The following is a 14677-nucleotide window of genomic DNA, read 5'->3' on the forward strand; positions in this document are numbered from 1 at the left end:
TTTACTTGAAAAAAGCCTTAAACTCAATTAATTAATTTTTAGAAATTTCATCAATTAGGGTATTGATGGCTTTTTGTAAGCCTTCAGGTTTTTTACCACCGGCTTGGGCCATGTTGGGACGGCCACCGCCGCCACCACCAAAGATTGGTGCGGCCTTTTTAATCAAATCGCCAGCCTTTAAGCCTTTATCCAAGGCTTTTTTACCTAAACTGACGATCATATTAGCTTTACCATTACTCTCTGTTGCTAAAATCAGAACGTCTGATTTATTACTACTCTTCCAGTTATCAGCAAGCTCTCGTAAATCATTCATACCTTTAGCATTAACCTTTTGAGCAATGACAGTTAAATCGCCGGCTTGTTTAACATTGTTAAATAATTCACTGGCTTTTGACTGGTTAATCTTTAAGTTTAACTCATCAACTTGTTTTTGGCTATCACGTAAATCACTTTCGAGTGAATTAATTTTATCAATAATCTTTTCTGGTTTAGTTGACTTAACTTTCTCTTGAACATCATCGAGAATATTTGACCGGTTAGCCAAATATTCGTAAGCTTTCTTGGAAGTAACAGCTTCAATTCTTCGCGTACCAGCACCGACAGCCGATTCAGATATGATCTTAAATACACCTATTTGGCTAGTATTTGAACAATGAGTACCACCACAAAATTCACTTGAAAAGTCATCCATTTGAACAACTCTAACTTTATCACCGTATTTACTATTGAAAAGTGCAATGGCTCCCATTTTCTTACCAGTTTCCTGGTCAGTAACGATAGTCTTGACATCGATTGCTTCCCAAATCTTTTGGTTGACTAATTCTTCAGTTGCTTGAAGTTCACGGGTTGTCATCGGATCCATCGCTGTGAAGTCAAAACGCAAGTAATCTGGTTCTACTAAACTACCAGCCTGGTGAGTATGTTTACCTAAAACTTTTCGTAATGATGCATCAAGAAGGTGGGTAGCTGAGTGAGCATGTTCCAAACCACTGCGGCGTTTTTGATCAATCTTTAAGACATATTCCTGACCCTTTTTTAGAGGCAGAACAATATCAACAAAATGTAAATTTTGATCATTTGGGGCATGTTGAACGTCGGTTACCTTAGCAACTAATTCACCATCTTGGTTATAAATATTACCATGATCGGCAACTTGACCACCACGTTCAGCATAAAATGGTGTCTTATCAAAAATCAAGGCAGCATGTTCACCGTCAGCCGTATCCACTAATTTATCATCAACGACAATATCTAATAATTTAGCGTGCTTTTCTTCATTAACACCATATTCAAACTCTGACTTATCCTTAATATTCATTAAGGTTACATCTTGTGAACCCATTGATTGAAGGTTACCACGTGCCTTACGCGCACGATCCTTTTGAGCCTGCATTTCTGCATCGAAGCCCTTCTTATCCACCTTAAGACCGGCATCGTGGGCAGATTCAAATGTTAATTCATATGGGAATCCATAAGTATCAAATAACTTAAATGCATCCTTACCAGAAATAGTCTTCTTATTTGATTTTTTAGCCTTATCAATCAAACCATCAAGTAAAGTTAAACCAGAATCAAGTGTTAATTGGAACCTCTTCTCTTCATTTTTAATAACGTTAGAAATGAAGGATTTTTGATCAGTAACTTCTGGATAATGACTTTCCATAATTTTACCAACTACTGGCACTAATTTATACAAAAAGGCACCTTTGATACCTAAGCGTTGCCCATTTAAATCGGCCCGGCGAATCAAACGCCTTAAAACATAACCACGACCAGAGTTGGATGGAAGTGCACCATCAGCAATGGCAAAACTTACGGCACGAACATGGTCTGCAATAATTTTGAATGCGGTGGTATCCTTCTTATTTGTCCCATACTTCTTGCCCGGAGTCATCTTTTCGGTTGCATGAATGATTGGCAAAAACAGGTCGGTTTCAAAGTTAGTTGGTGCATCTTGCAAGATTGAGAGTACCCGTTCTAAGCCCATACCGGTATCAATATTCTTATGCGGTTGATCAACGTACTTGCCATTTGGTAAGTGGTTATACTGTGAGAAAACAATATTCCAAATTTCAAGGTAGCGGCCATTTTCTCCACCCGGATAATTTTCTGGATCATCTTCGGCTACATTATTGTTTTTTTGCCCACGATCATAGAAAATTTCTGAATCGGGTCCACAAGGTCCCTCACCAATATCCCAGAAGTTTTCTTCTAACTTAACGATATGGTCTTTAGGCATCCCTGCTTTTTCCCAAAGTTTTTGGGCATCGGTATCTTTAGGATAAACGGTACAGTATAACTTACTCTTATCAAAACCTAACCACTTAGGGCTGGTTAAAAATTCCCATGCCCAATTTATGGCATCTTTTTTGAAATAATCGCCAACGGAAAAGTTCCCCAACATCTCAAAGAAAGTTTGGTGACGGGCAGTTTTACCAACATTTTCGATATCATTAGTTCTAATTGATTTTTGTGAACTAGCAATCCTATGATTCTTAGGAACAACAGAACCATCAAAATACTTTTTCATAGTAGCAACACCAGAGTTAACCCAAAGAAGAGTTGGGTCATCCTGTGGAATAAGTGAGGCACTCGGTAAAATCATATGTCCATGCTCTTTAAAAAAGTCTAAAAACATTTGCCGAAACTGTGAACTAGTTAGTCTCTTCATTAATTTTCTCCTCTTTATTGCAAAATAAAAAACACCGTTGCTTTACTCAAGGACGCTACGTGCGCGGTACCACCTCAATTGCAACTGTGTTTGTTACCTCTTAATTATTATCATGTTAAAAAACTTGAAGGAGCATTTTTTGAAAAACAGTAAGCTTTTTCAGCGCTTGGCTCTCTCTTTGAACTATTAAATCAAAAAACATATCTTAAGCTGAAATAATTGTACTACATGCTGAACGTTTGTCAACGTCCACGATCGCGCCGACGCTTACGCAAACGTTTAGCTTTACGAACTTCATGCCGCTGTTCAAGTTTACGCTTCTGCATTTTATCTTCTTGAATAGCCCGCTTAATCTTCTTCTTATAGCCAGGCTTACGCTTGCGTTTTTCTTTTTTGACGTAACCATTAAGCTTAGTGTCAATCTTATGATTTTTGGCCTTGCGGTTATTGCGCCTGTGATAGTGCTTGCGCGGAACCAGTTCACCATTTTTAATTTCAACAAAATCAAAGTGAAGGCCCATCTTTTCGAGTTCTTCAATCCGGTCCATCTCTTCTTCCCGAATCAAAGTAACGGCATGACCAGATAAGCCATTTCGACCGGTTCGGCCAATTCGGTGAATAACAAATTCAAGGTCACGAGGAATTTCATAGTTAATAACTAGACTGACCCCGTTAATATCAAGACCACGAGCCGCTAAGTCCGTCGCAACTACGTATTGAAATTGTCCGTTTTCAACTTCACGCAACGTACGTTTACGTTGCCGCTCCGTGATGCCACCATGAATTTTAGCAACCTTCATGCCTTGATTTTGCAAAAATTCAGTTAACTCATCAACTTTTTGCTTAGTATTAGCAAACACTAACGCTAAATACGGTTGGCCCATCGTTAATAATTGATAAAGAATTTTCTTACGATTTTTTGAACCAATGTCAATTAAATCATTCTTAATCGTTGGTGCAATAATGGTTTTACTGCCAATCACAATTTGCTCAGGATGATCCATATACTTCCGCAAAAAATTGGATAATTTAACCGGAATTGTAGCTGAGAATGCAGCAAACAAGGTGTCTTTAGGCAGCCGTTTGGCAACGTAATCAATATTTTCCAGGAATCCCATATCTAAAGTCATGTCGGCTTCATCAATAATAAAAGCTTTTACATGATCAATCGCAAAATTTTTCTTTTGGACGAAATCATACAAACGTCCTGGTGTAGCAATTACTAGCTGTGGCTTCCGATTTTCAAGCTTTTTTAATTGCCGCTCACGGTCAGTTCCGCCTGCAAAGTGTGCAATTGAAATATTCAAACCAGAGGCATCCCGCAATTGACGTGCTACCTGATAAAGCTGCTCGGCCAATTCCCTACTTGGTGCAGTGATAATTGCTTGAACATACTCCTTTGTGGTATCAATTTCATTTAAAACTGGTACTAAATAGGCATGGGTTTTGCCCGAGCCTGTCACAGCCTGCACAACCGCATTTTTATGTGTCAGAAGCACAGGAATTACCTTTTCTTGTACCTCGGTCGGTTTAGTAAAATGAATTTTCTCTAGGCCAGCCTGAATTTCAGGCTTAATCCTAGGATCTTTAAAAATATTATTCATGATCTTTATCATACTTTTTAGTAACTTGGACTAGTTCCGCAAAAATCTGCTTAACTTCATCCATATCTTTGGCATTAGCACCACTGGCTAAATCATGGCCACCGCCATTATGTTTAGCAGCCAATTTATTGATAACCGGACCCTTTGAACGGTAGTGAACCCGAAAAGTACCATCAGGCTTTTCAACAAAGACGTTCCAAGCAATAACATCCTTAATTCTACCCGGAGTAGAAACGGTACAATCGGTTTGCTCAGAATTAACACCTAATTTTTTTAGCCTATCCTGGGTCAAGATTGCACAAGCAGCACCACTGGGATCCACCTTCATATAGTTCATAACACTGGCTTGTAACTTGGCTTGCGCAAAACTCACATCACTGATATTCCTAGCAATTTTACTGATATCAATGCCGGTTTTTGTAAGTTGAGCGACAATTTCAAAAGTATGAGCGCTGGTTGCTGGATACATAAAGCGACCCGTATCACCAACAATTCCAGCATAAAGTGGGAAGGCAACCTCTTCAGTCAGCGGTATATCCTCTTTATTGATAAAATCAGCGATAATTTGTGAAGCAGAAGAAGCATTAGGATCTACATAACTCATGTCTGCATACGGATCCACATCAGGGTGGTGGTCGATTTTAATTAAGAAATCGCCACGATCATATAACTTATTAGAGATCCGTTCAGTGTTGGCCGTATCCGTAGTAATAACCAAAGCACCTTGGTAATCATCAGCCTTAACCTGATCCATTCGGTTGATCCAAGCCAGGTCGCCTTCATCATTTTCCCCAGCACATAAAATTCGTTTCTCTGGGAATTTTTCGCTGAGTGATCTTGCTAAGCCTGCTTGAGAACCAAGTGCATCGGGATCAGGACTAGTGTGGCGGTGAACGACAATAGTTGGGTATTGTAATATTTCTTCATAAATATCATCAAAAGTGCTCATAATTTTTCTCCTTAAAAGCTAATCATTATCTATTTTAACAGAAAACATAATCAATCAGAAAATAAGTTTAAATCTACTGCTTGAAAATCCGCCTTGGAGAAATCTGTCGCCGTTACACCCAACAATCTTATGCCTTCACTAAGATACCGATTAGAAATTGGCTCAAACAAAGCACGTGCTGCTTCATATATTTCTCTTTTATTATTTATGGCGTGTTTCAATTTCTTCCGCTTGGTTACCGTTTCAAAGTCAGTGTTTCTAACCTTTAAAACTATCGTATTCGCATAGAAATTACGCTGCTGCAACTTTTCTTCCAGGCTATCACAATAATCGTGTAACTTTGATAATGCTTTTTGTTTTGAATAAATACTAGGTTCGTAAGTTCTTTCTATCCCGATCGATTTACGATTTTGTTCTGAATCAGGGACCACCCGTGAAAGATCAATTCCATTAGCATGCTCCGCTATAATATAGCCCATGCGGTGGAAGTACTTAATTAAAGCACGAACCGGCATTGCTTGCAATTCTTTACCGGTGTAAACACCCATATCATGCAACTTTCTCTGCGTTTTGGGTCCAATTCCATGAAATTTTTCAATCTTTTGCTTTGCTAAAAATGCTTTAGCTTCACTTGGCAAAATGACCGTTCGACCAAAAGGCTTAGAATATTCTGATCCCATTTTCGCTAAGAATTTATTATAAGTAGCACCAAAAGAGCAATTCAATCCTGTTTCATGGCGAATTTTTGTTTGTAATACTACGCCAATTTGTGCAATAGAAGTAGCACCAATTTTATTATTAGTTACATCTAAGTACGCTTCATCAAGCGAAATTGATTGAACCATATCAGTTATTTCGTGCATTATCCCGTGAATCTCAGCCGAAACCGCACGGTATTTTTTAAAATTAGGTTTAATAAACACTAAATTTTGCTTTGGAATCAAGCGTAACGCCTTAATTGATGGCATGGCCGAATGAACTCCATATTTTCTTGCAACGTAATTGGCCGTTGCAACAACCCCATGTCCGTGGTGCTCCCTCGGATCTTGACCAACAACCAAAGCCCTAGTTTTATATTCGGGATGATCCCGCATTTCTACTGAAGCATAAAAGGCATCCATATCCAGATGAATAATCCGGCGATGGATGTCATTTTTAGGCAACAAATTTTCTTGTTTATTATTCATAAATCCAATGTTCAGTTGGAGTTTCAAAGATATTGGAAGCTTCTTTAGGTCCCATTCTGTAAGGCAAGTATTGGGCTATCTGCGGATTACCCGTCTTATCTTCTTTTCTCCAATCGTCTTCGACAGCATCAATAAATTGCCAATAACGCTTAAGCTCGCTCCAATGAGTAAAGTTAGTTGAATCATTAACAAAAATATCGTGAAGCAGCCTCTCATACCCATCTGGAATTAATGCCTTTTCTTCTTTAGAAAAAGTATAAGCTAAGTTTTCTCGGCGAATACCGGTTTCAGTAATTTTTTTACCATTAATCGTGATAAAAATCTGCATATTAGGTTCAATTTCAATTGTAATATTATTGGAATGAGCTTGCCCATACAAATTTGATCTGTGCTTTAAAACTATATCGATGCGGCTCTTCTTTTCTTTAAATTCTTTTCCAGTTCTAAAGTAAATCGGTACCCCAGCAACCGGACCCTTTTTGAATTTAATTTCACCAGCAGCAAAGGTTTCAGTAGTAGAATTCTTATCAACATTAGGTTCTTGCTTGTAAGCAAAAGTAGAATCGCTACCTAAGTATTGACCACGGACAAAGTGCTTCTTAATTTCGTCATCATCTGGAATAATCAAGCTATCTAATAGTTCTTGCTTAGCCTTATGAATGCTTGTTGAAGAAAGATCCTTTGGCTCCGGCATTGCAAGCAAAGTGACAATTTGAAAAATATGATTTTGCACCATATCACGCATTGCACCAGAAGTTTCATAGTAACCCCCACGTGCCTCAACACCCAAACGTTCAGCTAAAGTAACTTGGATATTTTTAATTGATTTTGGATTCCAAATATTCTTAATCAGCGGATTGGTAAAGCGGAGGGGTAAAATATTCTGCACCATTTCTTTACCCAAATAATGGTCTATTCTGAAGACATCCTCTTCTTTAAATGAAGCATTGATCTGCTTATTTAACTTCTCAGCAGATTTAAGATCGTGTCCAAATGGCTTTTCAACAACAACCCGGTTGAAACCGGTGCTGGTTAAATGCTGATCATTGATATGCGTTGCAATTGTACCAAAGAAACGTGGGGACATTGCCATGTAAAAGATCCGATTTCCTTGTGCACTATAACGATCATCGAGCTCTTGAGCCAGCTTCTTAAGGGTTACGTAGTGTTCAACGTTAGTAACATCATGTGATTGATAATAAAAATGACTGGCAAAATCCTTCAAATCACTTTCATTAACTTGGGTATGTGTTTCATGAACTGCATCACTAACTTGTCCACGCAAATATTCGTGTGACCACGGACGGCGAGCAGTAGCAATTACTGCAAAATTATCATGAATCAGATTTTGTTCATACAAATTGAATAAAGCTGGATATAACTTTCGGTGGGCTAAATCACCGCTTCCACCAAAAATAATCATTACGACAGGAATATTTTTCATAAAGGACACCTTCCTTAACATTGTTTATACACAAGTTCTATTTTACAGTAAGCTTTTTTTAAGCAAAATAAAAGGCGTCTTTCGACGCTTTTTTCTAAATAATAAAAATTATTCTTTATCAGAATCATCTTTCTTTTCAGCAGTATCATCTGCTTTTGTTTCTGCAGGTTTATCTTCAGGCTTTGTCTCAGCAGTATCTGCTGGCTTATCCGTATCTTTTACAACAGGTTTATCTGTTGAAGTCGTGTTTGTTGTAGCACTTGCTTCTTTAGGAGCAGCGGTTGCAGAAGGAAGAATTTGACGAACGGCCATCCTGCTAAATGTCAGATAAATACCATCGGCATCAATCACAATAGTTTTGTCTTTACTGTTAATTGAATCAATCTTAGCGTGCAAGCCATCAACTAAGATAACCTGATCGCCCTTTTTCAATTTGTCCATCATTTGGACCCGTTTTTGTTGTTGCTTTTTTTGTGGACGAATCATCGTAAAGTACATAAGTACCATCAATCCAACAAACAAAAGAAGAATAAGCATATTATTACCGCCACCGGCAGCTGCTAAAAATAAAGTATTCAAATTTTACACCTCATCAAATCATTTAATAAATAGTCAATACATCAATTATACAAAAAATAAAGTACTTTTACACTAGTCCTCATTAGGAACAGGCAAACCAAGTTGCAAATAAGCCTTATCTGTTGCCATTCGACCACGTGGAGTAAGCAAGATAAAACCATGCTGTAAAAGGTATGGTTCATATAACGATTCAATCGTTTCTACATCTTCACTGACATTTGCAGCCAATGTACGAACACCAACTGGACCGCCACCATAGCTTTCGATCATTGTCCGCAGAATCTTGCGGTCAGTCTGATCAAGCCCAGCATCATCAACCTGTAACTGCTTTAAGGCTCGTTCAGTAGTTTCAAGTGAAATAACCTTCTCACCCTTTACCTCAGCAAAATCACGCACCCTGCGTAAAAGCCGGTTGGCAACACGTGGTGTCCCTCTGGACCTTCTTGCCAATTCATGGGCCGCTTCTGGTGCAATTTTTGTATGGAAAACCGCACTGGAACGAAGAATTATTTGTTCAAGTTCATCAACATTATAATATTGTAAATGCTCAACAATACCGAAACGATCACGTAATGGTGCTGACAACTGCCCAGCTAAGGTAGTTGCACCAACCAACGTAAACGGTGGTAACGGAACATGGACAGCGTGGGTGGTCTGTCCTTCGCCAATCACAATGTCAATATAATAATCTTCCATTGCAGAATAAAGCACTTCTTCAATTGGTTTAGCTAAGCGGTGAATCTCATCAATAAATAAAACATCACCCGGATCAAGATCCGTAAGCAAAGCTACCAGATCACCGGCTTTTTCAATTGCAGGCCCACTCGTGCTCTTTAAGTGCACACCAAGTTCATTGGCGATAACAAAGGCTAAAGTAGTTTTACCAAGACCTGGTGGCCCGTAAAGTAAAACATGATCTAAAGCCTCATCACGCTGCTTAGCAGCTTTAATATAGACAGCCATTTCTTTCTTCACACGTTTTTGGCCCAAATACTGTTTTAAAGTCCGCGGACGAAGAGAAAATTCTGCCTTTTCTTCCTTAGGACCTTCAACTTGTCCCGAATTTACCGAATCATCTTTATCTGCCACCAGTTTCACTTCCCTTTAAAAACAAATCATCTTCATTATAGCAAGAATTACTTCTTAAGTAGAAGCGCCAGCCCTTTTTTAATATATTGGTCTGCACTTTCGGCATCTGCCTTTTCTAATTCAGGTGTGATACGCTTAACTTCTTTTTTGGTATAACCCAATGCTATTAGTGCGAGAAGGGCATCATTTAAAGCTGGGGAAATTCGTTTGCTATCTACACGATCAATTTTTTGAACATAATCTCCTAACTTACCCTTTAAATCAAGCACAATTTGCGAAGCCGTCTTTTTACCAACTCCTGGGAAACGAGTTAAATACGTAACCTTTCCCTGCTGAATCGCCTCAGCTAACGAGTCGCTATCTTCAGCTGCCATAATCGCTATTGCGGATTTAGGGCCAATACCACTAACACTAAGTAGTTTTAAAAATAAGCCTTTATCATCCTCATTTTGGAAACCATAAAGCGTCACGCCCGTATCACGCACAATTTGTTCAATATAAACGCATACTTTCTGCCCTTCTTTATAGGCAAAGGGCGTAGGGCTATATACTTTATAGCCAACCCCACTTACATCAACGACGATGTAATTTGGTGCAATTTTAGTAACGGTCCCTTTCAGGTATTCATACATTATTTATTCATCCTTTTTAAACATTTTTCGTAATTCATTCTGCCTAATTCGAACTATTATCAAATTGCCTTCGGCATCGTGGTATGGATCGGAGGTCTTACGCAAATCATTTAGAATTTCACTACACTCCGCAGCTGACAACTTAGTCCGGCCACCAATTTCTCTTTTAGCCTGTTTGGCTGCAATCCGCTTAAACAAACTGGCAAAATCGCCGTGATCCAGATTTAAGTAACTGTCTAAGATCCCCCGAACTGAATCTTCAACGTCGCCCTTAATCCAGGTTGGATACGAACGCATGATAAAAGTGTTGTGGCCAAAATCATCTAGAAAAATACCAATTTTCTTAATATCATCTAATTTGGCTTTAATCTGGATAAAATCCAAATTGCCAAACTCTAACACAATCGGACTAAGTAAACCTTGCTGGGTAATCTTTTTATTAGAAATCATTTTCACGATTTTTGCAAAAGCAAGTCGTCGCCTTGCCGCAACCTGATCGACCAAAAATAGGTCACCCTTATTATCAGCCAAAATATAAGTATCTGTCTGACCAATAAAAGTCAATTCGGGTAAGTTATTGGCTAAAGTTTCATCCCCAGAAGAGATTATCTCAGCGTTAGCCTTACTATCAGAAAATGGCATGAGCTGCTCCTGCTTTACTACGTTCTCATCCCAAGTTTTAGTTAAAATATAGCGATCGTCTTCACGAGGGGTATTCAGATCAACATACTTTGTGCTGCCTTTTTTTCTTGGTTCAGCTGTACTTACTTTTTCAGCAGCAGCTTCATGAACTTCGGCATCGTCACTTGCACGTTTTGTATTAACTACATCCTTATTTAAGTTAAATTTTAGTTGATCAACTAGCGTATCCTGATTATTAGCTATATTACTAAACGCGTCAGACTGCTGCTCAATATTATTTACCAAAGCCTCGCTTACCGCACTTGTAATTAAACGGCTCAATGCTTTTTCTTTAGATAAACGGACCTCGCGCTTGGTTGGGTGCACATTAACATCCACAAGCAGCGGGTCAACGTGAATCGCAATAACCGCAACGGGATAATGCTTAGCAGCCAAGCGTGAACCATAACCATCCATTACAGCTGAAGCCAGCTTAAAATTCCTAATATAGCGGCCATTGAGTAAAATTGAAATAAAATTACGGGTTGATCTTGTCAATTCTGGTTTAGACAGTAACCCACTAACTTCAAAATCATTATCAGCCTTCTTAAACGGCAACATCTTTTCCGCAATGTGACGGCCATAAACATTGGCTACGGTTTGTTGAAGGTTACCATTTCCTGCGGTTCTGAGCAAAACTCTACCATTATTGGCTAAGGTGATTGAAATCTGTGGGTATCCCAGTGCAATTCTATTAACGATATCCACAATTTTCATAATTTCAGTTCTAGGGCTGCGCAAATACTTTAAACGAGCAGGCGTATTATAGAACAAATCTTTAACAATTACCTGTGTTCCCTTACGTGCAGAAGCTTCTTCCTGGCTCTTCTTTACACCACCACTAAAACTAGCGTGTGTACCTATATCACCCTTAGTACTGGTTAAAATATCAACATGGGCAACCGCAGCGATTGAAGCCAGGGCCTCGCCTCTGAAACCTAAAGTAGCAACATTAAACAGATCATGTTCATTATTAATCTTGCTGGTTGCATGCCTGGTAAAAGCTAAATCAATTTGATCACTGGCTATTCCAGAGCCATTATCCTGAACAATAATCTGTTTCAAGCCAGCGTCAACAAAGTCGATTCGGATTCTCGTGCTTCCAGCATCAATTGCGTTTTCAACTAATTCTTTAACAACACTGGCAGGACGTTCGATAACTTCCCCAGCCGCAATTTGGTTGGTTAAAGTTTCGGATAATTCATGAATTTGCGCCATTATTTATCTTCATCCTTTAAATCTTCTTGCCAATTTTCGACCATCTGCATTACCTGCAGCGGCGTTTTATCTGCCAAATAAAGGTTAGAAATTTCATCTACAACATCTTTTTCAGCACTCGAAACTTCTGGCTCATTATCGTCTTCATCTTGTGCTGCTTCTTGTTCGTCGTCATCATTTGAACTAGCAGAAAACAAGTCAAGCTGTTTACTCGTTGGTCCTAATTCACTACCTTGAGCCTCAAGTCGTTTAAGTAATTTAGTGGCTTCACGCAAAACCTTATTTGGCAAACCAGCTAATTGAGCTACGTGAATACCATAACTTTGGTCTGCCGGACCAGGTAAAACTTTATGTAAAAAGATCAACTTGCCATTTTCTTCGGTTGCACCAACGTGAATATTCTTCAAATGATCTAAAGTTTTATCAAGATCAGTCAATTCATGGAAGTGGGTTGCAAACAAAACTTTGGCACCAACTTCATTATTTAAATACATAACAATAGCTCCTGCTAGAGCCATCCCATCATAAGTTGCAGTACCACGGCCAATTTCATCAAACAAAACCAAACTTCTCTTAGTAGCATATTGCAAAGCATCATTAGCTTCGTTCATTTCTACCATAAAAGTACTTTGTCCAGAAATCAGGTCGTCGGCTGCACCGATTCGGGTAAAAATTTGGTCAAAGATCGGTAAATCGGCACTATCTGCTGGAACAAAAGAACCAACCTGAGCCATTATGGCAATCAGGGCTACCTGCCGCATATAAGTACTCTTACCTGACATATTGGGACCGGTAATTAGATAAATATCGGTATCAGAATCCATATGCGTATCATTTGGAATATAGGCTCCTGCCTTCATTACCTTCTCAACTACCGGGTGGCGCCCACCAACAATCTTAATATCCTGGTTATCGGTGTGGAAACTTGGACGACAATAGTTATTCTGTTCAGCCACAGTCGCAAAGCCACAATACACATCTAGTGCGGCCAATTGACTAGCCAACTTTTGTAAGGCCGGGATATACTTCTTTACTTCTTCACGTAACTTGACAAACAAGTCATATTCAAGGTCTGTCGACTTCGATTGTGCTTCCAAAATCAAATTCTCGTGTTCCTTCAATTCAGGAGTAATGTAACGCTCTGCGTTTGCTAAAGTTTGTTTACGTGTATAGCGATCTAAAGGCACCTTATCCTTATTCGAATTAGTAACTTGAATATAGTAGCCAAACACCTTGTTATAGCCAACTTTCAAAGTCTCAATTCCGGTTTTCTTACGTTCTTCAGCCTCCATCTGGGCCAACCATTTCTTACCATTATTCATTGCATCCCGGTAACGATCCAGTTGCTTATCTACGCCTGCACGAATTAAGCCACCTTCACTTGTCAAAACGGGCGGATCTTTAATTATGGTGGTAGTAATCATTTCAGCGACGCCCTTTAACGGATCAATTTTACTAGCAAAATCCTTTAAAGTTTTACTATCAGATTGGTTTAATGCGTCTAAAATAACCGGAACTGCCTGCAAGGAATGAGCAAGTTGTAATAATTCACGGGCATTAACATTGCCAAAAGCAATTCTCCCGGTTAATCGTTCCAAATCATAAACACCTTTAAGGGCATCAATTACATTTTCTCTAGTAAAATAACCATCAAGCAAAGCTTGAACCATTTCTTGCCGGTGATTAAGACGATTGGTCGATAAAAGTGGCCGGGCAAGCCATTGTTTAAGCAACCTGCCACCCATTGCAGTATGAGTTTTGTCTAAAACCCAAAAGAGGGAACCCATCTTTTTACCGTTTTTAGCAGAAGCAGTCAGTTCCAGATTATTTTGCACAGTATGCGACATCTGTAAGTATTGACTAACTTCGTAACTCTTAGCAATCTGCAGGTGGGCTAAACTGCGTTTTTGGGTCGTCAAGAGGTAGCCAACCAGCTGTTTAACTGCTTCTTTTTCTGCACCGTTGGTTAACTTTTGCTCAACGTAAGAAACTTCGGCATGTTTACCCTTAAGCTGAATGGGTTTTGAAACGGTAATATTGGTCTTGTGCATAAAATCCTTATCTTTATCAGTTAATGGGCCGTTATACACAACTTCTTTGGTTCTTAATGACAATAATTCATTAGAAACCGCAGCAAAACTCTTTAGGTGGGTAGCATAAATTTCACCGGTAGATAAATCACTATAGGCTAAGCCAAAACCGCTCTTGGTTGTTACAACCGATGTTAAATAATTAGAATCCTTAGCATCATTTGGATTGTCATTCATCATCGTTCCCGGCGTAACCAATTGAATGATGCCACGCTTAACCATGCCCTTAGCTTTTTTCGGATCTTCTAGTTGCTCACAAAGTGCAACCTTATAACCCTTTTCTACTAAAGTATTCACATAGGTTTCCACAGCTGCATGCGGCACACCAGCCATTGGAATCGGATGTTTGGTCTTGTTAGAACGGTGCGTCAAAGTTAACTCTAGAAGTTGAGCCCCTTTAACCGCATCATCTTCAAATAATTCGTAAAAATCACCGACGCGATAAAAAAGAAAGGCATCAGGATACTGCTTTTTAATTTCATAATATTGCTCCATCATCGGAGTCGTACTTGATTTAGCCATTTTTCCTCTTT

The 14677-nt window shown here is 39.0% G+C and carries 10 protein-coding genes; all 10 read right to left on the minus strand.

The features are described 5' to 3' along the window. Window positions 1-31: 31 nt before the first annotated feature. A complete protein-coding gene (gene alaS / locus FC77_RS00115; RefSeq protein WP_056969411.1) occupies window positions 32-2671 on the minus strand; it encodes an alanine--tRNA ligase in 2640 nt (879 codons plus the stop codon). A gap of 242 nt (window positions 2672-2913) precedes the next feature. Then, window positions 2914-4275, minus strand: a complete 1362-nt coding sequence (locus FC77_RS00120) for a DEAD/DEAH box helicase (protein ID WP_056969413.1) — start codon at window positions 4273-4275, stop codon at window positions 2914-2916. Then, entirely contained in the window at window positions 4268-5224 is a 957-nt protein-coding gene (locus FC77_RS00125) for a DHH family phosphoesterase (RefSeq protein WP_056969415.1), read from the minus strand. The genes FC77_RS00120 and FC77_RS00125 overlap by 8 nt, the downstream gene beginning before the upstream one ends. Window positions 5225-5274: 50 nt before the next feature. Beyond that, window positions 5275-6411, minus strand: a complete 1137-nt coding sequence (gene dinB / locus FC77_RS00130) for a DNA polymerase IV (protein WP_056969535.1) — start codon at window positions 6409-6411, stop codon at window positions 5275-5277. Continuing rightward, window positions 6404-7855, minus strand: coding sequence for a glucose-6-phosphate dehydrogenase (gene zwf / locus FC77_RS00135; protein WP_056969417.1), 1452 nt, complete (start codon window positions 7853-7855; stop codon window positions 6404-6406). The genes dinB and zwf overlap by 8 nt, the downstream gene beginning before the upstream one ends. A gap of 108 nt (window positions 7856-7963) precedes the next feature. Then, window positions 7964-8434 (minus strand): preprotein translocase subunit YajC, encoded by a 471-nt coding sequence (yajC, locus tag FC77_RS00140; protein WP_056969419.1) that lies wholly within the window; start codon window positions 8432-8434, stop codon window positions 7964-7966. Between the two features lie 72 nt (window positions 8435-8506). Then, complete coding sequence (gene ruvB / locus FC77_RS00145) at window positions 8507-9532, minus strand: Holliday junction branch migration DNA helicase RuvB (RefSeq protein WP_373290557.1); 1026 nt, start codon at window positions 9530-9532, stop codon at window positions 8507-8509. A 38-nt stretch (window positions 9533-9570) separates the two neighbouring features. Continuing rightward, window positions 9571-10155 carry a Holliday junction branch migration protein RuvA gene (gene ruvA, locus FC77_RS00150; protein WP_056969420.1) on the minus strand — a complete coding sequence of 195 codons (585 nt, stop codon included), beginning with the start codon at window positions 10153-10155 and terminating at the stop codon, window positions 9571-9573. 3 nt (window positions 10156-10158) lie between these two features. Next, on the minus strand, window positions 10159-12054 hold the full coding sequence (gene mutL, locus FC77_RS00155; protein ID WP_056969423.1) for a DNA mismatch repair endonuclease MutL: 1896 nt from the start codon (window positions 12052-12054) through the stop codon (window positions 10159-10161). Beyond that, a complete protein-coding gene (mutS, locus tag FC77_RS00160; protein ID WP_151443682.1) occupies window positions 12054-14642 on the minus strand; it encodes a DNA mismatch repair protein MutS in 2589 nt (862 codons plus the stop codon). Before mutS ends, mutL begins: the two co-directional genes overlap by 1 nt. Window positions 14643-14677 lie beyond the last annotated feature (35 nt).

The organism is Lactobacillus acetotolerans DSM 20749 = JCM 3825 (assembly GCF_001436775.1).
GTDB classification, from domain to species: Bacteria; Bacillota; Bacilli; order Lactobacillales; family Lactobacillaceae; genus Lactobacillus; species Lactobacillus acetotolerans.

Coding starts and splice junctions, on each gene's coding strand:
- ruvA (WP_056969420.1), bottom strand. CDS start 10,155: ATGTATGAATACCTGAAAGGGACCGTTACTAAAATTGCACCAAATTAC.
- mutS (WP_151443682.1), bottom strand. CDS start 14,642: ATGATGGAGCAATATTATGAAATTAAAAAGCAGTATCCTGATGCCTTT.
- dinB (WP_056969535.1), bottom strand. CDS start 6,411: ATGAATAATAAACAAGAAAATTTGTTGCCTAAAAATGACATCCATCGC.
- zwf (WP_056969417.1), bottom strand. CDS start 7,855: ATGAAAAATATTCCTGTCGTAATGATTATTTTTGGTGGAAGCGGTGAT.
- mutL (WP_056969423.1), bottom strand. CDS start 12,054: ATGGCGCAAATTCATGAATTATCCGAAACTTTAACCAACCAAATTGCG.
- FC77_RS00125 (WP_056969415.1), bottom strand. CDS start 5,224: ATGAGCACTTTTGATGATATTTATGAAGAAATATTACAATACCCAACT.
- alaS (WP_056969411.1), bottom strand. CDS start 2,671: ATGAAGAGACTAACTAGTTCACAGTTTCGGCAAATGTTTTTAGACTTT.
- FC77_RS00120 (WP_056969413.1), bottom strand. CDS start 4,275: ATGAATAATATTTTTAAAGATCCTAGGATTAAGCCTGAAATTCAGGCT.